The sequence below is a fragment of the Amycolatopsis albispora genome, assembly GCF_003312875.1.
GTDB classification, from domain to species: domain Bacteria; phylum Actinomycetota; class Actinomycetes; order Mycobacteriales; family Pseudonocardiaceae; genus Amycolatopsis; species Amycolatopsis albispora.
In genome coordinates this window covers 6,618,707-6,640,346 of the sequence record NZ_CP015163.1, presented here as the reverse complement: position 1 = coordinate 6,640,346, position 21,640 = coordinate 6,618,707, and the positions used below count along the sequence as shown (strand labels likewise).

At 71.3% G+C, this 21,640-nt stretch carries 21 protein-coding genes; 14 read left to right on the top strand and 7 right to left on the bottom strand.

Annotated features, from left to right (window positions below; translation table 11 throughout):
- Nucleotides 1-75: 75 nt before the first annotated feature.
- A complete protein-coding gene (locus A4R43_RS31370; protein WP_113695385.1) occupies nucleotides 76-1,260 on the top strand; it encodes an FAD-dependent monooxygenase in 1,185 nt (394 codons plus the stop codon).
- On the opposite strand, the gene A4R43_RS31365 is transcribed toward A4R43_RS31370, so the two are convergent.
- Nucleotides 1,220-2,845: a dynamin family protein gene (locus A4R43_RS31365; protein ID WP_472240945.1), complete on the bottom strand. Its 1,626-nt coding sequence runs from the start codon at nucleotides 2,843-2,845 to the stop codon at nucleotides 1,220-1,222. The genes A4R43_RS31370 and A4R43_RS31365 overlap by 41 nt on opposite strands.
- Before the next feature lie 79 nt (nucleotides 2,846-2,924).
- On the opposite strand from A4R43_RS31365, the gene A4R43_RS31360 reads away from it, so the two are divergent.
- The 6 genes from A4R43_RS31360 to trmB all read left to right on the top strand — a co-directional run bounded on the left by A4R43_RS31360 (nucleotide 2,925) and on the right by trmB (nucleotide 8,308).
- Complete coding sequence (locus tag A4R43_RS31360) at nucleotides 2,925-4,133, top strand: sensor histidine kinase (RefSeq protein ID WP_418190758.1); 1,209 nt, start codon at nucleotides 2,925-2,927, stop codon at nucleotides 4,131-4,133.
- Complete coding sequence (locus A4R43_RS31355) at nucleotides 4,130-4,786, top strand: response regulator (protein ID WP_113695382.1); 657 nt, start codon at nucleotides 4,130-4,132, stop codon at nucleotides 4,784-4,786. The genes A4R43_RS31360 and A4R43_RS31355 overlap by 4 nt, the downstream gene beginning before the upstream one ends.
- A 167-nt stretch (nucleotides 4,787-4,953) precedes the next feature.
- Nucleotides 4,954-5,895, top strand: coding sequence for an ATP-binding cassette domain-containing protein (locus A4R43_RS31350; protein WP_113695381.1), 942 nt, complete (start codon nucleotides 4,954-4,956; stop codon nucleotides 5,893-5,895).
- 34 nt (nucleotides 5,896-5,929) lie between these two features.
- Complete coding sequence (locus A4R43_RS31345; RefSeq protein ID WP_113695380.1) at nucleotides 5,930-6,700, top strand: hypothetical protein; 771 nt, start codon at nucleotides 5,930-5,932, stop codon at nucleotides 6,698-6,700.
- A 397-nt stretch (nucleotides 6,701-7,097) separates the two neighbouring features.
- A complete protein-coding gene (locus A4R43_RS31340; RefSeq protein ID WP_205215551.1) occupies nucleotides 7,098-7,592 on the top strand; it encodes a hypothetical protein in 495 nt (164 codons plus the stop codon).
- Between the two features lie 20 nt (nucleotides 7,593-7,612).
- The gene (gene trmB / locus A4R43_RS31335) at nucleotides 7,613-8,308 is read left to right on the top strand and encodes a tRNA (guanosine(46)-N7)-methyltransferase TrmB (protein ID WP_113695379.1); all 696 of its coding nucleotides are present in this window, start codon (nucleotides 7,613-7,615) and stop codon (nucleotides 8,306-8,308) included.
- 38 nt (nucleotides 8,309-8,346) lie between these two features.
- Here trmB and A4R43_RS31330 read toward each other — a convergent pair whose 3' ends face one another.
- Nucleotides 8,347-10,566 carry an FtsX-like permease family protein gene (locus A4R43_RS31330; protein ID WP_113695378.1) on the bottom strand — a complete coding sequence of 740 codons (2,220 nt, stop codon included), beginning with the start codon at nucleotides 10,564-10,566 and terminating at the stop codon, nucleotides 8,347-8,349.
- Nucleotides 10,563-11,264: an ABC transporter ATP-binding protein gene (locus A4R43_RS31325; RefSeq protein ID WP_113695377.1), complete on the bottom strand. Its 702-nt coding sequence runs from the start codon at nucleotides 11,262-11,264 to the stop codon at nucleotides 10,563-10,565. Before A4R43_RS31325 ends, A4R43_RS31330 begins: the two co-directional genes overlap by 4 nt.
- 179 nt (nucleotides 11,265-11,443) lie before the next feature.
- Here A4R43_RS31325 and A4R43_RS31320 point away from each other — a divergent pair, with 179 nt between their 5' ends.
- Genes A4R43_RS31320 through A4R43_RS31310 form a run of 3 tightly spaced genes read left to right on the top strand, consistent with a single transcriptional unit; the run spans nucleotide 11,444 to nucleotide 15,181 of the window.
- Nucleotides 11,444-13,204 carry a sensor histidine kinase gene (locus A4R43_RS31320; protein ID WP_113695376.1) on the top strand — a complete coding sequence of 587 codons (1,761 nt, stop codon included), beginning with the start codon at nucleotides 11,444-11,446 and terminating at the stop codon, nucleotides 13,202-13,204.
- Complete coding sequence (locus A4R43_RS31315) at nucleotides 13,201-13,854, top strand: response regulator (RefSeq protein ID WP_113695375.1); 654 nt, start codon at nucleotides 13,201-13,203, stop codon at nucleotides 13,852-13,854. The genes A4R43_RS31320 and A4R43_RS31315 overlap by 4 nt, the downstream gene beginning before the upstream one ends.
- A 22-nt stretch (nucleotides 13,855-13,876) precedes the next feature.
- On the top strand, nucleotides 13,877-15,181 hold the full coding sequence (locus A4R43_RS31310) for an amidohydrolase family protein (RefSeq protein ID WP_113695374.1): 1,305 nt from the start codon (nucleotides 13,877-13,879) through the stop codon (nucleotides 15,179-15,181).
- On the opposite strand, the gene A4R43_RS31305 is transcribed toward A4R43_RS31310, so the two are convergent.
- Together A4R43_RS31305 and A4R43_RS31300 are read right to left on the bottom strand one after the other, a co-directional pair.
- Nucleotides 15,156-15,818, bottom strand: a complete 663-nt coding sequence (locus A4R43_RS31305) for a response regulator transcription factor (protein WP_205215549.1) — start codon at nucleotides 15,816-15,818, stop codon at nucleotides 15,156-15,158. The genes A4R43_RS31310 and A4R43_RS31305 overlap by 26 nt on opposite strands.
- Nucleotides 15,819-15,823: 5 nt before the next feature.
- The gene (locus A4R43_RS31300; protein WP_236808394.1) at nucleotides 15,824-16,903 is read right to left on the bottom strand and encodes a sensor histidine kinase; all 1,080 of its coding nucleotides are present in this window, start codon (nucleotides 16,901-16,903) and stop codon (nucleotides 15,824-15,826) included.
- Nucleotides 16,904-17,017: 114 nt separating this feature from the next.
- Here A4R43_RS31300 and A4R43_RS31295 point away from each other — a divergent pair, with 114 nt between their 5' ends.
- The gene (locus A4R43_RS31295) at nucleotides 17,018-17,242 is read left to right on the top strand and encodes a hypothetical protein (protein WP_113695373.1); all 225 of its coding nucleotides are present in this window, start codon (nucleotides 17,018-17,020) and stop codon (nucleotides 17,240-17,242) included.
- On the opposite strand, the gene A4R43_RS31290 is transcribed toward A4R43_RS31295, so the two are convergent.
- Nucleotides 17,214-17,897 carry an SDR family oxidoreductase gene (locus A4R43_RS31290; protein WP_113697999.1) on the bottom strand — a complete coding sequence of 228 codons (684 nt, stop codon included), beginning with the start codon at nucleotides 17,895-17,897 and terminating at the stop codon, nucleotides 17,214-17,216. The genes A4R43_RS31295 and A4R43_RS31290 overlap by 29 nt on opposite strands.
- A gap of 57 nt (nucleotides 17,898-17,954) precedes the next feature.
- Between A4R43_RS31290 and A4R43_RS31285 the strand changes: the two genes are divergently transcribed.
- The gene (locus tag A4R43_RS31285; RefSeq protein WP_113695372.1) at nucleotides 17,955-19,280 is read left to right on the top strand and encodes an MFS transporter; all 1,326 of its coding nucleotides are present in this window, start codon (nucleotides 17,955-17,957) and stop codon (nucleotides 19,278-19,280) included.
- On the opposite strand, the gene A4R43_RS31280 is transcribed toward A4R43_RS31285, so the two are convergent.
- A complete protein-coding gene (locus A4R43_RS31280) occupies nucleotides 19,274-19,708 on the bottom strand; it encodes a MarR family winged helix-turn-helix transcriptional regulator (protein ID WP_236808393.1) in 435 nt (144 codons plus the stop codon). The two genes, A4R43_RS31285 and A4R43_RS31280, sit on opposite strands and share 7 nt — an antisense overlap.
- A 166-nt stretch (nucleotides 19,709-19,874) precedes the next feature.
- Here A4R43_RS31280 and A4R43_RS31275 point away from each other — a divergent pair, with 166 nt between their 5' ends.
- Together A4R43_RS31275 and A4R43_RS31270 are read left to right on the top strand one after the other, a co-directional pair.
- Nucleotides 19,875-20,819, top strand: coding sequence for an ATP-binding cassette domain-containing protein (locus tag A4R43_RS31275; RefSeq protein WP_113695370.1), 945 nt, complete (start codon nucleotides 19,875-19,877; stop codon nucleotides 20,817-20,819).
- Between the two features lie 11 nt (nucleotides 20,820-20,830).
- Entirely contained in the window at nucleotides 20,831-21,571 is a 741-nt protein-coding gene (locus A4R43_RS31270) for an ABC transporter permease (protein ID WP_113695369.1), read from the top strand.
- Nucleotides 21,572-21,640 lie beyond the last annotated feature (69 nt).

Here is a 21,640-nt window from a genome sequence, read left to right as displayed (position 1 = left end):
ATCCGCTTGCCAGACAACTGCTTCCACTGTACACAGTAATAACTGTTTCCGATGGATACTGTTTGAGGGAGCTGCATGAGCGGCAAGAACGTGCTGATCTCCGGCGCCAGCGTGGCCGGACCGGCACTGGCCTACTGGCTGGGTCACCACGGTTTTCACCCGACCGTGGTGGAGATCGCCCCGGCACCGCGCGAGGGCGGGTACGCGGTGGACTTCCGCGGAGAAGTGCACCTGACCGTGCTGGAGCGGATGGGCGTGCTCGAGCGGATCCGCACCCAGCAGACCGGCGGCACGCCGATCCGGTTCGTCGACGAGCACGACCGCAAGCTGCTGGAGCTGCCGGTCGAATTCGCCGGTGGCGCGGTGGAGATCCGGCGCTCCGACCTGTCCGCGATCCTGCGGGAGCACAGCGCCCACACCACCGAGTACGTCTACGGCGATTCGATCAGCTCGCTGACCGACACCGGCGACGGCGTGCACGTCACCTTCGAAAGCGGCACCGAACGCACCTTCGACCTGGTCGTCGGCGCCGACGGGCTGCACTCGAACGTGCGCAGGCTGGCCTTCGGCCCCGAGGACCGGTTCGTCAGCCACCTCGGTTACTACGTCGCGGGCTGGGAACTGCCGACACCGTCCTGGCTGGGTGACGCCGCGGTCGGGCACAACACGCCGGGCAAGTACGCCTCGGCCGCGATCGACCACCTGAACCCGGCGATGGCGGGCAGTTACGTGCTGTTCGCGTCACCGGAGCTGGCGTACGACCGGCGGGACGTCGAGCAACAGAAACGGCTCATCGCCGAGGGGCTGGCCGGAATGGGCTGGCGGGTGCCGGAACTGCTCGGCACGCTCCCGGCGGCGAAGGAGCTGTACTTCGACTCGATCAGCCGCGCCGACGTGCCCAGCTGGTCGACCGGCCGGATCGCGTTGCTCGGCGACGCGGCCTGCGGCGCCACGCTCGGCGGCATGGGCACCGGCACCGCGATGGTCGCCGCCTACGTGCTGGCCGGGGAACTGGCGCGGGCCGACCACCGCACCGCGTTCACCCGCTACGAGCGGCTGCTGCGGGACTTCGCGACGGAATGCCAGAAGGGCGGCGACCGCACGGGCAAGTTCCTCGCACCGCGCTCGGCGCTCGGCATCTGGCTGCGGAACAAGTCGCTGAGCAACAAGCTGCTACTCAAGCTGATGCTGAAGGCGGGAGAGGAGGTCAGCTCGAACCTCAGCCTGCCGGACTATCGGTCCGAATCTGCTGCCAGATGAGGAAGTACGCCCGGTGCACCACGTGCGCGACCCGGCTCTGCGCCGGGGTCGCGCCGAAGGAGGCGAACGACCGCCACCACCCGGCGCGTTCGAGCGCGTAGGCGGCCAGTTCCGCGCGCGGGCGGCCGGGCATGCCGAGCTGGGCGCCGATGTCGGCGTTGCTGCCCACCCGCAGCACCTCTTCGGAGAGGTCTTCCGGCATGTCGACCGCGCCGGAGGCGACCAGGGTCAGCGCCTCCAGCAGGCGCAGCTGGTGCGCCTCGGGCTTGGCCAGCAGCACCTCGATCGCGTCGTGCACGCGCTGGCGTTCGGCCGGGTCGCCGGAGGCGTGCGCGAGCGCGGTCACCGAAGCCAGCGCGGCGGCGGCCTTGATGCCGTCGGCACGCGCGGCGAACACCATGGCCAGCCGGGCACGCACGGCGGCCAGCCCGGAGGCGTCGAGCAGCTTGCGGCGCAGCGCGCCCGCGGTGATCTCCGGCTCGGCGCGGATCGCCTCGATCGCGCAGCGGATGCCGTACAGGTCGAGCTTCTCCAGCAACCGCAGCCGGATGCCGGACGGGACGTCGCACTCCCAGGTGGTGAAGATGTCCGCGGAGATCAGCATGGTCTCCAGTGAGGCGTCGTCGACCTCGGAGAGCTGGCGCAGCGCGTCGGCGTCGGCCGAGGTGAAGGCACCCGACTCGGCGGACTCGGCGAGCAGGCCGATCACCGGCAGCACGTCGGCCACCCGCGGCTTCAGCGTGGCGGCCTGCTTCTCGGCGAGCATGGTCGCCGCCTTCCACACGTCGTCCCCGGCGCCGTCCACCGACTCGGGCGCGATCGTGTCGGCCTTGTTGAGCACGGCGATCGCGTTCACCGGGCCCGCCTCACGGCTGGCCGTGGCGGCGGTGAACGCGGCGAGCGCCTGCTGGTCGTCGGCACGCACGCCCTGGGTGACCACGTAGAGCACGGCTTCGGCGCCGGCCACCGCGTTGCGGGAGGTGTCGTCCAGCTCGTCGGAGCCGGTCTCCTCGCCGTCTTCACCGTCCTTGCGGTGCTTGGCCGCGCCGAGCAGCTCCTCGGTCCGCGACACCGACGCGGCGTCGAGCGAGCCGAGGCCGGGCGTGTCGATCACCGTCATGCCCTGCAGCACCGCGTTGGTCAGGTAGGCCTCCAGGTGCGACACCTCGTCGATGTTCACGCCCAGCTCGGCGGGAATGCTGCCGTCCGGCGCGAACGGCAGCACCTGCTTGCGGCCGTCGGTGAACACCACCTCGACGCGGTCCACCGTGCCGTACTGGAAGCGGGTCACCAGCCGCGTGCACTCACCCACGTCGGTGGGCGCCACGCGGCGTCCGATCAGCGCGTTGACCAGGGTGGACTTACCGGACTTGATCCGGCCGGCCACGGCCACCTGCAGTGGCGCGCCGAGCCGGCGCATCACCTCGGCGAAGCCGGCCGCGGTGCGTGCGGAGACCTGGGACTGCAGCCGGTGGCAGAGATTGCCGACCGAGGTGGACAGCGGGCCCGCGAGCCGCCCGCCCTGTTCCGCCGGTGCCGTCACACGCGTCCCTCCCCGAAGCCTCGACCTGGTGGGGGTAATCATGCCCGTCATCCTGCGGTCGCATCGAAGGTGGTCCCGGCGGGCGACGCGGCTTTCCGGCCAGCGGACATACGCTGATCCGGTGCGCCGGCTCAGTCTCTGGTTACGGAAACACCCGATGGTCGGGGACAGCTGCATAGCCCTGTTGCTGCTGTTGTTCGACCTGCTGTTGTTCGTGGTGTCCGCGACCGAGGAAACCGGGCTCGCGGTCCACCCGTGGTACGTCACGGTCCCGGTGGACCTGCTGGTCGTGCTGCCGGTGGTGTTCCGCCGCAAGCACCCGGTGTGGGCGGCCTACGCGGCGCTGCTGATCGGCAGCGTGCACGGCGGGCTGATGCTGGGCGTGGCCGGGTTCTTCGCCGGGATGATCGCGGTCTACACGCTGGTGGTCTACGCCGGACGGCGGCACGGCGCGCTGTACCTGCTGATCAGCCTCTCGGCCAGCTCGATCCAGCTGTTCGTGCAGACCAGCGACGAGCTGACGATGAACCTCATCCTGGTGGTGCTCGCCTACGCCCTGTGCTGGCTGCTCGGCGAGTTCGTCGGGGCACGGCGCGCGTACCACGTGGAAGTGGAGGCCAGGTTGCATCTCCTGGAAACCGAACGAGACCAGGCCACCCGCATCGCGGTGGCCAACGAACGCGGCCGGATCGCGCGGGAACTGCACGACGTGGTCGCGCACGCGGTCAGCGTGATCGTGGTGCAGGCCGACGGCGCCTCCTACGCCATCCGGTCCAATCCGGACCTCGCCGAGCGCGCGGTGCAGACGATCTCCGAGACCGGCCGCGGCGCGCTCGCCGAGCTGCGGCGGCTGCTGGACGTGCTGCGCAACGAGGACGCCGAGAGCGAACCGCGCGTGCCGCAGCCCAACGCCAGCTCGCTGACCGAGCTGGCCCAGCGGGTCGGCGCCGCCGGGCTGCCGGTGGAGGTGGAGGTCGACGAGAACTTCGACGACCTGCCAGCCGGGGTGTCCCTCGGGGTCTACCGGATCGTGCAGGAGTCGCTGACGAACACGCTCAAGCACGGCGGGCCCGGCGCGAAGGCGGTGGTCAAGGTGCACCGGGAAGCCGACGGCGTGCGGATCGAAGTGGCCGACAACGGCAGTGGCGCACGGCCGGTGCCGGTGCCCGCGCGCGGTGCCACGGCCGCACCCGCGCCGCTGCCCGGCGGGAACGGGCTGATCGGCATGCGCGAACGGGCGAACGTGCTCGGCGGCAAGCTGGAGGTCGGCCCACGGCCGGGTGGTGGCTGGCGGGTGCACGCCACGCTGCCGGTTAGGTTGGACCCGTGATCCGGGTGGTGCTGGTCGACGACCAGGAACTGATGCGCGTCGGCTTCCGCATGGTGCTCGGCGCCCAGCCCGACATCGACGTGGTCGGGGAGGCGGGCAACGGCGAGGAAGCCGCCCGGCTGGCCGCCGAGCTGCGGCCCGACGTGGTGCTGATGGACGTCCGCATGCCGGTGCTCGACGGGGTCGAGGCGACCAAGCTGATCGTCGAGGCCGGTACCGCGCGGGTGCTGGTGATGACCACCTTCGACCTGGACGAGTACGTCTACGCCGCGTTGCGCGGCGGGGCCAGCGGGTTCCTGCTCAAGGACACCCCGCCGGACCACCTGGTCTCCGCGCTGCGGTCGGTGGCCAGCGGCGAGGCGGTGGTCTCGCCGTCGGTGACGCGGCGGCTGCTGGACCGGTTCGTCGGCTCCGGGGACGCGCCGCTGCGGGACGCCTCCGTGCTGAACGTGCTCACCGAGCGGGAGCGCGAGGTTTTGGTGCTGATCGCCAAGGGAATGTCGAACACGGAGATCGCCGAGGCGCTGTTCCTGTCCGAGGCGACGGTGAAAACGCACGTCGGCCGGATTCTGGCGAAGCTGGACCTGCGCGACCGGGTGCAGGCCGTGGTGCTCGCCTACGAAACCGGCCTGACCCGTCCGGGTGTTTCGTAGCCATTTCAGGGTCCCCTCAGGGGGATCACCGATCGCCTACGACCCGCGGGCACGCCAAGCTACGACTGCAGTCGGGTGGGAAGTTCGATCCCAGGGATGACGCGCGAAGGTGCGGCGCCGGGAAACGATGGGTCTCGCATCCGGCGATCCGCTGCCGAGGAGGAGACATGATCGAGGCAGAAGGCCTCACCAAGAGGTACGGGAAGACGCTCGCCGTCGACCAGCTGTCGTTCAGCGTGGCGGCCGGCCGGGTCACCGGCTTTCTCGGCCCGAACGGCGCCGGGAAGTCCACCACCATGCGCATGATGCTGGGGCTGGACAACCCGACCGCGGGCCGCGTGCGCATCGGCGGCAAGCCGTACCACGAACTGAAGAATCCACTGAGGACGGTCGGCGCGCTGCTGGACGCCAAGTGGGTGCACCCGAACCGCTCCGCCCGCGCCCACCTGGCGTGGATGGCGAAGTCGAACCGGATCGCCGCGAGCCGGGTGGACGAGGTGCTCGACATCGTCGGGCTGACCTCGGTGGCCGGCAAGCGCGCCGGCGGGTTCTCGCTCGGCATGTCGCAGCGGCTCGGCATCGCCGCGGCGCTGCTCGGCGACCCCGAGGTGCTGCTGTTCGACGAGCCGGTCAACGGGCTGGACCCGGAGGGCATTCTCTGGATCCGCAAGTTCATGCACCGCCTGGCCGACGAGGGCCGCACGGTCTTCGTCTCCAGCCACCTGCTCTCGGAGATGGCGCTGACCGCCAGCGAGCTGGTGGTGATCGGCAAGGGGAAGCTGATCTCGCAGAGCTCCACAAAGGACTTCGTGGCGCGGGCTTCGGAGAACACGGTGAAGGTGCGCAGCCCGCAGCTGGCCGACCTCGGCCGGTTGCTGACCGGCGCGAGCGCGCAGGTCACCGAGGACGACGGCGCGCTCATAGTGTCCGATTTGGACAGTGCGAAGATCGGGGAGATCGCCGCCCACCACGGCATCGTGCTGCACGAGCTGAGCCCGCTGCAGGGCTCGCTGGAGCAGGCGTTCATGCAGATCACCGGGGACTCCGTGGAGTACCACACCGGACTGGAAACCGAAGCGGCGCAGGTGCTCGCGCCGACCGGTCAGTGAGCTCGCGGACCATTTCGAGGATTCGGGGATAGCCATGACTCTGCTCGCAGTCGAGCGCATCAAACTGTTCACCACGCGGTCACCGTGGTGGTGCGCGCTGATCACCCTGGTGGTCACCATCGGGTTCGCCGCACTGGTCACCGGAACCGCCGAGGACGCCCGGTTCGTCTCGGTGGGCAGCGCCGAGTTCGGGTACTCGTTCGGCCTGGCCGTGGTGATGGTGCTGGCCGCGCTGGCGGTCACCACCGAGTACCGCTTCGGCACCATCCGCACCACCTTCCAGGCGGTGCCGCACCGGGGTTCGGCGCTGCTGGCCAAGACCGTGGTGGTCGCGCTGCTGGCGCTGGTGGTCGGCGAGATCGCGGGCTTCGGCTCGTGGGGCATCGCCACCCTGCTGCAGCCCGAGGCCGACCTGGCGCTGAACACCACCGCCGAGTGGATCAACGTGGCCGGCATCGGCCCGGTGTTCGCGCTGGCCGCGGTGGTCGCGGTGGCGGTCGGCATCCTGATCCGCCACAGCGCCGGCGCGATCTCGCTGCTGCTGATCTACAACCTGGCGGTCGAGGGCCTGGTGCCGCTGATCCCGTCGATCGGCGACGACATCCACAAGTGGATGCCGTTCAACGTGGCGCACAAGTTCATCACCGGCGACGGCTCGGCCAACGGCGCGCTGGCCGGTGAGGCGGCGGGGCCGCCCCTGTCGTCCTCGACGCTGAGCCCGGGGTGGGCGCTGGCCTACTTCGCCGGGTTCGCGGTGATCATGCTGGCCATCGCCATCACCACCGCGAAGAAGCGGGACGCGTAAGACCTCTACAGGGGAAATCCGGCCGCGGCACGGGGGTGCGCAGACCGGAACGGGGGAAAGGGACCCGGGTCGCCGTTCGGGGGGCGACCCGGGTCCCTTTTTGCCCGCCCGGCGAAAAGATCACCGGAAAGCACCATAAACGGGTGGTAACGAATTCCAAGATCTGAACGACGTACTGAACACGCACTACTGCACGCGGCCGGGTTAAGACCACGTTAATGGCCTGTGGGTTGCCTCACACCGGGCGGACATCCAGCCGCTGACCAGGCATTTTCAAGAGTGAACCCGTCACGGAAACCTACGGAGGTGACCCTTGACGGTGGTGGAAACCGATCGAGGAGTCGAAGGCAGCATCCCCGCCCAGCGACCGGCCTCACGGCAGCCCCGGCTCGAGGCGATGGTGGGCCTCGAATGGTCGCAGGCGATCGAATTGCCCCGCATCGTGGCGGGGGCGGCGAAACCGTCCGACATCCGGCGCGCGTGGGTGCACCGCGCCCCCGAGGACCAGGTGCTCGCGCTCTACCGGGCCACCGCGGCCGGTGGTGACGTGGTGCCCGCGCCCTGGTGGCTGCGTGCCGTGGTGGCCGGTGAGCTGGACTCGCGCGAGAGCGGGTTCCGGGTGGAGGACCGCATCGGCCAGCTGCTCAGCCGCCGTCCCGGCTGGGAGTACGTGCCGTGGGCGGCCGACGGGGAATCCGGCTACTGGGAGTTCATGCCGTCCGAGGGCGGTCCCGCCGGGCACCGGATCCCGACGACCATTCTGAACACCGACCGCCACCCCGGCTGGATCGACGTGCTGCCCGCGCACAGCGGCGCCACGCCGAACCCGATCGCGGTGTCCGGGCTGGCCGGGCTGCGCGCCCGGCTGGGGGAGTTCGAAGCGGTCCGCTGACCGGCAGTTAGGTTTGCCGGGTGGAAAGCGAACACCAGCCGCGGCTGCGCAGCGTGGTCAGCTACGTGCAGCGCGGCGGCCGGATGACCGTCGGGCAGCAGCGCGCGTGGGAAGAGCACTGGCCGGCACTCGGCCGCAAGGTGGCCGAGCTGCCCGAGGGCCCGATCGACTTCGGCGCGTGGTTCGGCCGTGAGGCCCCCGTGCTGCTCGAGATCGGCTCCGGCATGGGCGAGACCACCTCGCAGCTGGCCGCCGCCGCGCCGGAGCTGAACTACGTCGCCGTCGAGGTGTACGAGCCGGGGCTCGGCCAGCTGATGCTGCGTGCCGAGAAGCTCGGCGTGCGGAACCTGCGGTTGATCAACGGGGACGCGGTGGTGCTGCTCACCCGGCACGTCCCGGAGAACTCGCTGCACGGGGTGCGCATCTTCTTCCCGGACCCGTGGCCGAAGAAGCGCCACCACAAGCGGCGCCTGGTCCAGCCGGAGTTCGTCGCGCTGGTGGCCTCGCGGCTCGAACCGGGCGGCACGCTGCACCTGGCGACCGACTGGGAGAACTACGCCGAGCAGATGCTCGAGGTCTGCTCGGGCGAGCCGTCGCTGAAGAACCGCTACGACGACTGGGCGCCCCGGCCCGGCTGGCGCCCGGTGACCAAGTTCGAGAACCGCGCCCGCGAAGAGGGCCGGATCAGCCGGGACCTGATCTTCGAACGCCGCTGACCGCGTCCTGCGCGCAGGACGCGGTCAGCGACTTCCCCTCACTCGTCGGCGAGGGGTTCGGCACGCACCCGGTTCAGGGCCGGGGTGCACACCGAAGCAGCCAGCACGGCCACCCCGGCACCCAGCACCACCGGCGCCAGTATCCACGGGCTGAACACCACCGAACCGTCGTTGACCAGGCTGAACAGCCCGAGCCCGACGATCACGCCGACCACCCCGGCACCGATGGTGGCGACCAGCGCGGGTAGCGCGGCCTCGGTCCGCAGCGCCCGCGCGAGCGTGCGCACCGGCGTGCCCGCCGCGATCAGCGCGCCGAAGGTGCGCCGCCGGTCCATCACCGAGCCCGCGGTCGCGATGGCCGCGCTGCACCCGGCGAGCACGCCCGCGGCGACCAGGCCGATCACCGTCACGCGGCGCAGGTCGGCCAGCTCGACCTGCTGGTTGCCCAGGATCAGCTCACGGCTGTTGATCTGCGTCCCGGCCGCCGCGTTGACCAGTGCCGTCCGCACCACCTCGCGGGTTTCCGGCGTGGTCGGCGCGGCCAGCGTGTAGTACTGCGGCTGGACCCCGGCGGGCACCGCCGACGGGTCGATGAACACCGAGGTGAACCGGTCCTCCCCGCGGGCGGACACCGTTCGCGAGACCGTGCCGTCGGCCAGCGGCTGGCCCGCGCCTTCGCCACCGGACACCTGCAGCCCGGCCAGGCCCATCGGCGTTCCCGAGTAGACGGCGGGCTTGCCGTCGCAGGCGCCGGGGTCGAACCGCAGCAGGCTGCGGGCGCTCGCGCAGTCGAGCACCAGCGCGTACCGGCCGTCGTCGGGCGAGGTGCCCAGCGAGACCTGCGGAATGGTGGTGACCCGCTCCGGCACGCCGTAGCGCGTCAGCTCGGCGTTCGCCTTGTCCGCGATCTGGTGCACCCCGGCCGCGTCGCTGTCCAGGTAGAGCACCGAGTCGTGGAACGAGCGCCCGCCACCGGCGAGCGATTCGAGGCTCGGCAGCAGGGTCAGCGCCATCGAACCGGCGAAAACCGCCAGCACCACACCCGCCGACGCGCGGTAGGCGCCCTTCGGATCGTCACGCAGGCGCCGCCCGGCGAGCAGCCCGGCCGGTTTCCGCCACACCCGGACGAAGATGCCGCCGACCGCCGAGGTCACCCACGGTCCGATCACCGCCGCCGAGGCGACCAGCACGAACAGCCCGCCGAGCACGATCAGCACGCCGCCGGTGTCCTTCGCGGTGGAGATCGCGAAGAAGAAGAACAACCCGGCTGCGGGCAGCGCGAGCAGGCGCCACCAGTGCAGCGGCTTCTTGGCGTGCCCGCCGGTGGCGCCCAGCGGCGCGGTGACCACCCGCCGCAGCCCGGCGACCGCGGCCAGCACCACCAGCGCGGGCAGTGCCACCGCGATGCCGATGCTCAACGGCAGTGGCAGCGCGAAGTCATCGGCCTGCCAGGTGCCGCCCGCCCACGGCACCACCGTGGCCAGCATGTTCGCCAGCGGGCTCACCGCCAGGCCGAGCAGCGCACCGGCCACCGAGGCGAGCGCGGTTTCCGCGCCGACCATGCCGATCACCTGCTTCGGCGTGGCACCGGCGAGCCGCAGCGCGGCCAGCCGCTGCTCGCGGCGGGCGGCGGTCAGCCGGGCCGACGACGCGACCAGCACCAGGCTCGGCACCAGCAACACCACCACGCCGACGCCGGAAAGCAACTGCAGCAGCGGATCGGGTTCGGCGCCGGTGGTCGGGAAGCCGCTGACCGGCATCGCGTTCATCGGCATGTCCTCGGGCGTGTGGCCGACCAGCGCGACCAGCTGCTCCGGGAAGGCCAGCGCCTCCTCACCGAGCAGCGACCGCGGCCCGGTGCCGAAGCGGTCGGACAGCTGCGAGGCCATGCGCGAGTCCATCAGCTGCGCCAGTTCCGGGGACACCAGCGCCTCACCGGGACCGGGCAGCCGGTCGATGCCCGGCGGCAGTGAGTCCACTTGCGACAGCTGAGCCACGTCGACGCGGGTGATCTCCCGGCCGTCGAAGTAGTCCTTGGAGATCGCCTTCGACAGGTTGGCGGTGCCCTGAGCACCCGAGTCGCGGGGGTAGTCCTGCCACAACGCGCGCTCCGCCCGCGCCTGCGTGCCGAACGGCAGCCCGATCAGCAGCAGCACCAGCGCGGTCGCCACGGCCACACCGATCCCGGTGAGGATGGCCGAAACCCGCGTCCGCCGGTCGCCACGCAACACGCGCATGGCCATCTGGAACGCGTTCACGCCGCCACCCGCACATCGATCCGGCCATCGCGGATGGCCACCGTGCGCGGCATCGACTCGGCCAGCTCGCGGTCGTGCGTCACCACGATCACCGCGGCCCCGGTCTCGTGGGCGGTGGCCAGCAGCGCGCTCATCGTTTCGCGGCCGGTCCGGGTGTCCAGCGCGCCGGTCGGCTCGTCGGCGAAGATCACCTTCGGCCGGTGCGCCAGCGCACGGGCGATCGCCACCCGCTGCGCCTCCCCACCGGACAGCTCGCCCGGCCGCCGCTGCTCCTTGCCCGCCAGGCCGAGCCGGGCGAGCCAGCCGCGGGCGGCGGTCAGCGCCTCCTTGCGGCCGGTCCCGGCGAGCAGCTGCGGCAGCGCCGCGTTCTCCTCGGCGGTCAGCTCGGCGACCAGCATGCCCGACTGGAACACAAAGCCGAACTCGGTGCGCCGCAGCTCGCTGCGCTTGGTTTCGCTGAGCTGGTCGACCCGCTGCCCGCCGAGGAAGATCGCGCCGTCGTCGGCCTTGAGAATGCCGGCCAGCACGTGCAGCAGCGAGGTCTTGCCGGAACCGGACGGCCCGACGATGGCGATCGCCTCCCCGGCGCGGACGTCGATGTCGACGCCCGCCAGTGCGTACTGGGTGCCGTAGCGCTTCACCAGCCCCCTGCCGGACAGCACGGGCGCGCCGTCGTTCGTCCACTGTGGATTCTGCACCGGATTTCTCCCTGGTTTCTCGGACCTCGTGTCTTGCCGAGAAGACTCGCCCAGCCGGGGGCCGCCGGGCTTCGGGCAGACGGCCACGGCGACGGCGGTGAACCTCGGCCGATCGGCCGAGGGGGAGCTGGCCAGGCGGCCGGGGTGCGGACCACGCGCGATCCTCTACCGTCGCTTCCGTGCCCACCGTCGACCAGTCCGCCGCCAAGGTCACCGCGTTCCTGCGGTGGCTCGGCGCGCCCGGCATCGTGCTGCTCGCCGCGGTGCTGGCGGACACCGCCATCATCGTCGACGCCGCGTTCGACGAAATCGGACCGCGCTACGACGACCTCGCCATCCTGCCGGGCCTGCTGCTGATGGCCGGGTGCGCGGTCTGGGCCCGCACGCAGCCGGTGGCCGCCGCCTTCACCGGCGCGGTGGTGCTGGTGTGCTCGTCGCTGGTGCTGAACCTGGCCCACGTGCCGACCTACTCGACGGTGCTGGAGAACCTGTCGCTGGCCGAAACGGTCGCCGGGGTCGAGCTGGTCATCTACGTGGTCCGCGCGGCCCGGCCCGGTGTGGCCTTCGCCGGGACGTTCTCCCTGGTCGTGGCGTGTGTGCTGGCCATCGCCGCGCGCGCGAACACGGATTCGCTCACCACGCTGGCCTACGGCCGGAACGGGATATTCGGCGCCGGCCTGCTGTTCGCCGCGGTGTTGTTCGGCATCGGCGCCAGGAGCCCGGCCCAGCAGCAGCGGAAGAGCAAGCTCGGTGAGCTGGTCAGCGGGCAGTGGCCGATGGTCGGCCTGCTGTCGCTGCTGTTGTTCATCGAACTCGGCGAAGCGGTCAGCGTGGGCCCGCGTGCCGCGCCGACCCTGCTCTGCTCGCTGGCCGCGGCCGGGGTGGCGCTGGTGGCGAAGCGGCGGCCGGTGGCCGCGGCGTGGGTGATGGCCGCGCTGCTGCTGCTCTCCGCCGCGGCCACCCGGCTGCTGCTGCGTGACTTCTCCAGCTACGTGCTGGCCGGTGGGGTGCCGATCGGGCAGGTCGGCGCGGGCGCGGTGATGGTGGTGCTGCTGATCCGGCACACCACCAACACGCGGGCGTGGCCGTCGATACTGGCGCTGTCGGTCGCGGTCGCGCTCAGCGCGATGGCCAACGTCCGGCGTGACGGCCCCACCCTCGACTTCGACGACCTGCAGCCGCACATCCTGTCCGCCTTCCTGGTGCTCGGCCTCTCCGTGGCGACCGGCCTGTTCCTGCGGTCTCGCGACTCCGAGCGCAAGCAGGTGGTGCAGTCCGCGGTCACCGACGCGCAGACCGCCGAGCGCATGGCGCTGGCCCGCGAACTGCACGACGTGGTGGCGCACCACGTGACCGGGATCGTGGTGCAGGCGCAGGCCGCGAAGGTGGTGGCGCAGAAGGACCCGCAGGTCGCGGTGGACGCGATGGACCGGATCGAGACCGCGGGCACCGAAGCGCTGGCGGCCATGCGGCGGCTGGTCCGCAGCATGCGCGGCGACAACCCGGCCGGCACCACCGAGTTCAGCGAGCAGGCCACCATGAGCCTGGCCGCCGACCTGCACCGCATGGTCGAGAAGGCCAACCACGGCGTGTACACCAAGATCGAGCTGAACCTGCCGGACGACCTGCCGCAGGAGGTCGCGCGGTCGGCGCTGCGGCTGGTCCAGGAGTCGCTGACGAACATCGGCAAGCACGCGGCCGGCGCCACCATCGCCTGGGTGTCGGTGCGAGAGGAGAACGGCGAACTGCACATCAGGGTGAGCGACAACGGCCGCGGGGAGAGCCAGCGCACCACCCCGATCCCCGGCGGATACGGTCTGGTCGGCATGCGCGAACGGGTCGCGCTGCTGCACGGGCGGCTTTCGGCCGGGCCGGCGCCGGAGGGCGGCTGGCTGGTCGAGGCCTGGCTGCCACTGGCCGCACAACAGGGAGCGGAATGATCCGGGTGCTGATCGCCGACGACCAGGAGATGGTGCGGATGGGTTTCCGCATGATCCTGGACGCGCAGGACGACATCGAAGTGGTGGCCGACGTGGCGAACGGGGTGGACGCCGTGCGCCAGGCCCGCGAGCTGCGCCCGGACGTGTGCCTGCTGGACATCCGGATGCCCGAGCTGGACGGGCTGGCGGTGACCAAGCAGCTCGCCGGGCCGGACGTGGCGGACCCGCTGAAGGTGGTCGTGGTGACCACCTTCGACCTCGACGAGTACGTGCACACCGCGTTGCGCAACGGCGCCAGCGGCTTCCTGCTCAAGGACGCCGGGCCCGCGCTGCTGATCGAGGCGGTGCGCGCGGCCGCCCGCGGGGACGCGCTGGTGTCCCCGCAGATCACCGTGCGCCTGCTCAAGCACTTCGACAGCAAGCCGGCGCGCAAGGAGACCGAGCCGCCGTCGGAGGCGCTGACCGCGCGGGAGATCGACGTGGTGAAGGCGACCGCGCGCGGGCTGACCAACACCGAGATCGGCGCCGAGCTGTTCCTTTCGCTGTCCACGGTGAAAACCCACCTGGCTTCGGTGCAGGGCAAGATCGGCGCGCGCAACCGGGTGGAAACCGCGGCCTGGGCATGGCGCTCCGGCTTGATGGACGACTGAGGCGGGGATCTAGAATCCCTCGATGCGCCGTCGTCTTCACGCTCCCGTGGTCCTGCCCGCCGATCCGGCCTGTTCCGTGCTCCGCGACGCGGTGGTCGACATCGGTGAGGACGGGCGGATCACCTACTGCGGTCCGGCCGCGACCGCGCCGGAGAGCGGCGCCCCGCGCACCGAGCTGACCGGCATCCTGCTGCCCGGGCTGGTCAACGCGCACGCGCACAGCCCGATGGTGCTGCTGCGCGGCATGGGCTCGGACCTGCCGCTGCTGCGCTGGCTGAGCGAGGTCATCTGGCCCGCCGAAGCGCGGCTGCGCCCGGCGGACATCCGCACCGGCATGCTGCTGGGCTCGGTCGAAATGCTCCGGCACGGGGTCACCACCAGCGCCGAGATGTACTTCCACGGCGAGCAGCTGGCCGACGCGGTGCTCGACACCGGGGCCAGGGTGTTCATCGGCGCGCCGATCATGGACCTGCCCGGCATGGACTGGCGCGGGCAGCTCACCGCGATCGACGACTGGATCGACGCCGACGGCGTGCGCTCCGGTCCCGGTGAGCGCATCGAGATCGGCTACGGCCCGCATTCGGCGTACACGCTGCCCGAAGAAGCACTGCGGCTGACCGCCGAGTCCGCCGTGCACCGCGACGCGCTGGTGCAGATCCACGTGGCCGAAGCCCGCGCCGAGGACGAGAAGCAGCGCGCCGAACACGGTTCGGTGCCGAAGCTGCTGGCCAAGGTGGGCCTGCTGGACACCAGGCTGATCGCCGCGCACGCGATCCACCTGTCCGATGAGGACATCGCGCTGCTCGCCGGGCACGGCGCCGGGGTGGCGCACTGCCCCGGCTCGAACGCGAAACTGGCGTCGGGCATCGCGCGGGTGGCGGAGCTGCGCGCGGCGAAGGTGCCGGTCGGCCTCGGCACCGACGGCCCGGCCAGCAACGACGACCTGGACCTGTGGGAAGAGGTGCAGCTCTCGGCGATGCTGTCGCGGCTGGCGACCGGCGATTCGACCGCGTTGAGCGCGGCGGACGCGCTGCTGCTGGCCACGCGCGGTGGGGCGGACGCGCTCGGCCGGTCGGACATCGGCGTGCTGGAAGCCGGTCGCTGGGCGGATCTGGTGCACGTCGACCTGGACGACCCGGCCTTCGCCACCGGCCTCGACGTGCCGGACTCGCAGCTGCTGGCGAACCTGGTGTGGGGCGCGGGTTCGCGGCGCGTGCGTGAGGTGTGGGTGGCGGGCGAGCAGGTGGTCGCCGCCGGTGAATCGACCAAAGTGGACCGCGCCGAGGCACAGGCGGCGGTCGCTACCGCGTCGGCTCGTCTTCGCTGAGCAGCCCGGCGTCGTGCACCAGCAGCGCGATCTGCACGCGGTTGTTCAGGTCGAGCTTGGTCAGGATCGCCGAAACGTGGGTTTTCACCGTGGACACGCCCAGGTGCAGGGTCCGGCCGATCTCCGCGTTGGACCGGCCGCGCCCGACCTCGAGCGCGACCGCCCGCTCGCGCTCGTTCAACCGCGCCAGCCTGGCCCGCGCTCCGGAGCCGCGGCGGTCCTCGCCGGCCTCCGCGACCCGGTCCATCAGGCGGCGGGTGACCGCCGGGGACAGCACCGGGTTGCCCTGGACGACCTGCCGGACCGCGGCCACGATCTCGGCGGGCGGCGTGTCCTTCAACAGGAATCCGGCGGCACCGGCCCGCAGCGCGCGGAGCACGTGCTGATCGGCGTCGAAGGTGGTCAGCACCAGCACCTCGGGCGCGGACGGGCGGCCGCGCAGCGCCTCGGTCGCGGTGAGCCCGTCCATGCCCGGCATGCGGATGTCCATCAGCACCACGTCCGGTGTGTGCGTGTCGACCAGCGGCAGCACCTCGGCGCCGTCACCGGCTTCGGCGACCACCCGCAGGTCGCCGGCACCACCGAGCATCATCCGCAGCCCGGCGCGGACCAGCGGATCGTCGTCGACGAGCAGCACCCGGATCACGGCGGCCACGGTAGCCAGGCGGTCACCCGCCAGCCGTCACCGGGCTCCGGTCCGTAGCTCAGCCGCCCACCGGCCAGCGCCGCGCGCTCGGTCAGCCCGAGCAGGCCCTGGCCCTCGCCGGCGGACCTGCTCGCGGAGTCGTTGCGCACCTCCACCCGCAGCCCGTCGCCGGGCGCCCCGGTCACCTCGACCTCGACGGCCGCACCCGGCGCGTGCTTGCGGGCGTTGGTCAGGCTCTCCTGCACGATCCGGTAGGCGGTCCGGCCGATCGTCGCCGGTGGCTCGCCGGTGAGTTCCCAGCGGACCTCGATCCGCATGCCCGCCTGCCGCGATTCGCCGATCAACGCGGGCAGGTCGCCGACGCCCGGCTGCGGCAGCTCACCGACCGGCGCGCGCAGCACCCCGACCACCTCGCGCAGGTCATCCAGCGCCTGGTGCGAGCTTTCCCGGATCACCTTGGCCGCGCGGGCGATCTCCTCGGCGGGCGCGTCGGGCCGGAACTCCAGCGCGCCCGCGTGCACGCTGAGCAGGGACAGCCGGTGGCCGAGCACGTCGTGCATCTCGCGGGCGATCTCCTCCCGTGTGGCGCGGGCCGCCCGCTCCTGCAGCGAGACCAGCAGCTTGCGCCGGTGGTGGATGGCCAGCCCCCAGCCGACCACCGCGCTCTGCACCACCAGGCCGAACAACAGCATCACGTACGCGGGTGCGTCGGGATCGGGCCGCAGCAGCTGGTAACCGACCGCGGCGAGCAGCCCGCCGCCGAACAGCAGCCCGGTGATCCGCGGCGGCCGGTGCACGGCGACGGTGAACAACGCGGCCATCGCCGCGCCCGCGATCAGCTCGGAAAAGGTCGACAAAGCGATCAACGCGACGGCCAGCTGCACCGGCCACCGGCGCCGGAACCACAGCGCGGCGCAGCCGAGCGCACCGGCGACCTGGTCGAGGGTGAACAGCCAGACCGGCTCGGGCTGCGGCCACCACCGCAGCCGCGCGGTGGCCATGCCCAGCCCGAACGCCGCGGCGAGCGCGAACAACGCGCTGTCCACGACCCAGTCGCGGCGGCTCCGAGTGCGCACCCGCCGAACCTACCCAGGCTTCCGGTTCCCGTGCCCGGATCCGGTACCGAAGTCGGCCCGCCCGGTACCTTCGGCCGATCTCCGCGCGGCCTGGCGCGCCCTACCGTCTCCACCATGCGGAAGTCGCTGGAAACCGTGGGCGGGCTGCTGGTGCTGATGGGCCTCAGCGGCACCATCGACCACCTCGCGTACCAGCCGATCCTCGGCCCGTTCCTGAACGCGTTCAACCGGTACGTCTTCCCGTGGTTCGAGGCGCTGCACGGGTACGAGGTCTACGCGAACCTGCTGGTCGCGGTGGTCGGCGTGGTGGTCATCGCGGCCGGACGATCAGTTCGGTGAGGTGCGCGTCCGGGCTCGCGGACACCGCGGCCAGCACGGCCATCGCCACCGAGTCGGGCCGCAGGTACTTCTCCGGCCGGTACTCGCCGCCCTCCCCGGCCACGATCGCGCGCTGCATCTCGGTGTCGGTCCGTCCAGGGTGGACGGACGTGACGCGGACGCCGTTCGGCTCCTCCTCGGCCCGCAGCACGTCGGCGAAGGCGCGGGCGGCGAACTTGCTGGCGGCGTAGGGACCCCAGCCCGCGCGCGCGGTGAGCCCGGCGCCGGAGTTGATCACCACCACGTGCCCCTTGGCGGCACGGAGCGCGGGCAGCAGCAACCGCGTCAGCTCGGCGACCACCACCACGTTCACCTCGAAGTTGCGCCGCCAGTCCTCGGCGCCGGCCTCCTCGACGGTGCCCAGCTCGGCCACCCCGGCGGAGTGGACCAGCACGTCGAGCCGGTCGATGTCGGCGACCGCGGCCCGCACGGCGTCGAAATCGCTCAGGTCCACCGGCCACGGCCGCGAGCCGGGCAGCTCCGCCGCGCGTTCGGCGAGCGCGGCGGTGTCGCGGCCGCCGAGCAGCACGCGGTGGCTGGGTTCGAGCGCGTGCGCGACGGCGGCGCCGATGCCCCGTGAAGCGCCGGTGACCAGTGCGAGCGGCAAATCAGTCATGGTCACACGGTAAGAGGCTCTTGACTCCCGGGCCCGCCGGGCTTCTGATGTTCGATCATGAAGTCGACGAAGACCGATCCGGGCGACCGCGTGCTCCGCAAGGTGGCGCTGCGGCTGATGCCGTTCCTCTGCCTGCTGTACTTCGTGAACTACCTGGACCGGGTCAACATCGGCTTCGCCGCGCCCAACGGGATGAACGAGGACCTCGGGCTCACCGCGACGGTGTTCGGCTTCGCGTCGGGCATCTTCTTCCTCGGTTACCTGCTGCTGGAGGTGCCGAGCAACCTGGCGCTGCACCGGTTCGGCGCGCGGCGGTGGATGGCCCGGATCATGATCACCTGGGGCGTGGTGGCCACCGCGATGGCGTTCGTGCCGAACGCGACCACGCTGGTCATCCTGCGCTTCCTGCTCGGCGTCGCGGAAGCGGGCTTCTTCCCCGGCATCATCCTGTACCTGACGTTCTGGTTCCCCGCCGCGCAGCGCGCGAAGGCGGTGGCCATGTTCATGGCCGCGGTGCCGATCTCGTCGGCGGTCGGCTCGACCGTCTCCGGCCTGCTGATCTCCGGCGGCGAAGGCGTGTTCGGCCTGGCGGGCTGGCGGTTCATGTTCCTGGTCGAGGGCATTCCGGCGATCCTGCTGGCCTTCGTCACCTGGTTCTACCTGACCGACCGCCCGGAGAAGGCCAAGTGGCTGACCGAGAGCGAGCGCGAGTGGCTTTCGTCCACTTTGACCGCGGAGCGGGAAAGCACCGAGCAGAAGCACCACTGGCCGCTGCGCAAGGCGCTGACCCACCCGCGCATCCTGATGCTGGCGTTCGTCTACTTCGGAATCGCCTACGGCCTGTACGCGCTCGGGTTCTTCCTGCCGACCATCATCAGCGGCTTCAAGCAGCAGTTCGGCGTGCAGTTCTCGATCACCGAAACCGGGCTGATCACCGCGATCCCGTACGTGGTCGGCGCGGTGGTGATGGTGCTGTGGGCGCGGCACGGCGACCGGACCGGCGAGCGCACCTGGCACGTGGCGATCCCGATGCTCGTCGGCGGCGCGGCCATCCCGGTGGCGCTGTACCTGGGCAATCCGATCATGGCGATGGTCGCGGTGACCATCTGCGCCACCGGGGTCTGCTCGGCGCTGCCGACCTTCTGGGCGCTGCCCTCCACCTTCCTCTCCGGCGCCGCCGCGGCCGGTGGCATCGCGATGATCAACTCACTGGGCAACATCAGCGGGTTCGCCGCGCCGTACATCACCGGCTGGCTCAAGGACGCCACCGGCAGCCAGCGGACCGGGCTGTGGGCGGTCGGCGTGTGCATGATCGCCGCGGCCGGGGTGGCCATCGTGCTGGGCAGGCGGATCCGGCAGGAGCAGCTTCAGCAGCTTCAATAGCGCAGCCAGCTTTCGTCGTCGGTGGCCCGCGCGAGCAGCTTCTGCAACAGGCCGCGCAGCGCCTCGGTCTCGCGGGCGTTGAGGCCGCCGACGAGATCGCGTTCGGCGAGCATCATCGGGCCTTCGGCGGCGGCGAGCAGCCGTTCGGTGCCCTCGGTGAGCACCAGCCGCACGGTCCGCCCGGTGGCGCCGGGCACCCGCCGCAGGTGCCCGGCGTCCTCCAGCTCACCGACCATCTCGTGCAGTGACTGCCTGCTGACGCCGAACTGCCGCGCCAGCTCCGACATGGTCAGCTCCGGTTCCAGCTGCAACTGCACGAGCACGCCGAACTGCCGCGCGGTCAGCCCGAACCGCCGCAGGCGCTCGGCCACCCGCCGCGACGCGAGGGTGTGCGCGTACGCCAGCAGGTACGGGATCGGTGGCTTCACGGTGCTCACAATAACGCCGGATTGTCAAGGCTCCTGACGTTTTCCGACGTATTCGAAGTAAGCTTTTTGAGCTTCAAATCGGAAGAAATCCGGCAAATCCACTACCGAGATCGCTTTCGTGCTGCCCTCGACCGGGGCAGCTCAAATTTGAGCAAGGAGTTCACCCATGATCCATGCCCGCGGTCTGACCAGGCATTTCCGGGTCAAGAAGGAGACCGTGGCAGCCGTGAACGGACTAGATCTGGACGTCGAGGAAGGCGAGCTGGTCGCCTTCCTCGGCCCCAACGGCGCCGGCAAGTCCACCAGCCTGCGCCTGCTGACCACCCTGCTGCCGCCGACGGCGGGCACCGCCACGGTGGCGGGGTACGACATCCGCGCCGAGCCCGCCGCCGCGCGGGAGCGGATCGGGTACATCGGCCAGGGCAAGAGCTCCGGCGACTACTTCCGGGTGGCCGACGAGCTGTTCAGCCAGGGCCGCTGTTACGGCCTGAGCCGGGCCGAAGCCAGGAATCGAGCCGGTGAGCTGCTCGCCATGCTGGACCTGGAGGCGCTCGCGAAGCGGTACGCCAACACGCTTTCGGGCGGTCAGCGGCGGCGGCTCGACATCGCGCTCGGGCTGATCCACCGGCCGAAGCTGCTGTTCATGGACGAGCCGTCGGCCGGGCTCGACCCGCAGAACCGGGCCAACCTGTGGGAGCACATCCTGCGCCTGCGGCAGGAGTACGGCACCACGATCTTCCTCACCACGCACTACCTCGACGAGGCCGACGCGATGGCCGAGCGGGTGCTGGTGATCGACCACGGCCGCGTCATCGCCGACGACACCGCGGCGAACCTGAAGGCGAACCTGGCCGGTGACCTGATCAACGTCGTGGTCGACGAACCGGCGAGGGCGGCCGAACTGGCGCCACCGGCGAAGGAAGTGCTCGTAGACGGCGACCTGGTGACCGTGCGACTGGCCGGGCAGGCCACCGCCGCGCTGCCGAAGTACCTGCGGGAGTTGTACCGGGACGGCATCACCGTGCGGTCGGCCGACCTGCGCCGCCCGACCCTGGACGACGTGTTCCTCGGCCTGACCGGCCGCACCCTCCGCGAATCCGACGCCGCCTGAAGGAGGCCGAGATGAACCTGCTCACCCACACCGGCGTGGTCTTCGGCCGGGAGATCAAGCCGAGCCTGCTCAGCCCGTGGGGCCTGGTGATCACCATGGTGCAGCCGTTGGTGTTCCTGCTGCTGTTCGGCCCGCTGCTGCCCGGCGACGGTTCGCCGTGGCAGTGGTTCGTGCCGGGCATCCTGGTGATGCTCGCGTTGTTCGGCACCATGGCGTCGGGCTTCACGCTGCTGCTGGAACGCGGCGGCGGCTCGCTGGAGCGGCTGCTGGTCACCCCGGTCAGCCGGACCGCGATGCTGCTCGGCCGGGTGCTCAAGGAAGTGGTGCTGCTGGTGGTCCAGGCGGTGCTGATCACGCTGGTGGTGCTGCCGCTCGGGTTCGAGCTGCACCCCGTCGGCGTGCTGGCCGGGCTGGCGCTGTTGGCGGTGCTCGGCGTCGGCATGGGCGCGTTGTCGTTCGCACTGGCGATCGCGGTGCGCAAGGAGGAAGGGCTGTTCTGGGCGATCCACCAGACGGTGGTGTTCCCGCTGCTGCTGCTTTCCGGCGTGTTGCTGCCGATCGACGGCGCGCCGGGCTGGCTGCACACCGTGGCGCGGCTCAACCCACTGTCCTATGTGGTCGATGCGGAACGGGCGCTGTTCCGCGGGGAGCTGGCGAGCGCTTCGGTGCTGCACGGGAGCGTGGCGGTCGGGTGCATCGCCGTGCTCGGGCTCTACCTGGGCACGGTGACCATGCGGAAGGCCACCGAGTAGCCAGCGTCACGAATGTGGCTTTCGGGACGGATAACGTCTCGAAAGCCACATTCGTGACAGCAGGGCACC

Excerpts from the sequence above, each read along its gene's own strand:
- A4R43_RS31285 (WP_113695372.1), top strand. The coding sequence starts at position 17,955 with ATGAAGTCGACGAAGACCGATCCGGGCGACCGCGTGCTCCGCAAGGTG.
- A4R43_RS31295 (WP_113695373.1), top strand. The coding sequence starts at position 17,018 with ATGCGGAAGTCGCTGGAAACCGTGGGCGGGCTGCTGGTGCTGATGGGC.
- A4R43_RS31365 (WP_472240945.1), bottom strand. The coding sequence starts at position 2,845 with ATGATTACCCCCACCAGGTCGAGGCTTCGGGGAGGGACGCGTGTGACG.
- A4R43_RS31275 (WP_113695370.1), top strand. The coding sequence starts at position 19,875 with ATGATCCATGCCCGCGGTCTGACCAGGCATTTCCGGGTCAAGAAGGAG.
- A4R43_RS31350 (WP_113695381.1), top strand. The coding sequence starts at position 4,954 with ATGATCGAGGCAGAAGGCCTCACCAAGAGGTACGGGAAGACGCTCGCC.
- A4R43_RS31310 (WP_113695374.1), top strand. The coding sequence starts at position 13,877 with ATGCGCCGTCGTCTTCACGCTCCCGTGGTCCTGCCCGCCGATCCGGCC.
- A4R43_RS31290 (WP_113697999.1), bottom strand. The coding sequence starts at position 17,897 with ATGACTGATTTGCCGCTCGCACTGGTCACCGGCGCTTCACGGGGCATC.
- A4R43_RS31345 (WP_113695380.1), top strand. The coding sequence starts at position 5,930 with ATGACTCTGCTCGCAGTCGAGCGCATCAAACTGTTCACCACGCGGTCA.
- A4R43_RS31340 (WP_205215551.1), top strand. The coding sequence starts at position 7,098 with ATGGTGGGCCTCGAATGGTCGCAGGCGATCGAATTGCCCCGCATCGTG.
- A4R43_RS31370 (WP_113695385.1), top strand. The coding sequence starts at position 76 with ATGAGCGGCAAGAACGTGCTGATCTCCGGCGCCAGCGTGGCCGGACCG.
- A4R43_RS31270 (WP_113695369.1), top strand. The coding sequence starts at position 20,831 with ATGAACCTGCTCACCCACACCGGCGTGGTCTTCGGCCGGGAGATCAAG.
- A4R43_RS31315 (WP_113695375.1), top strand. The coding sequence starts at position 13,201 with ATGATCCGGGTGCTGATCGCCGACGACCAGGAGATGGTGCGGATGGGT.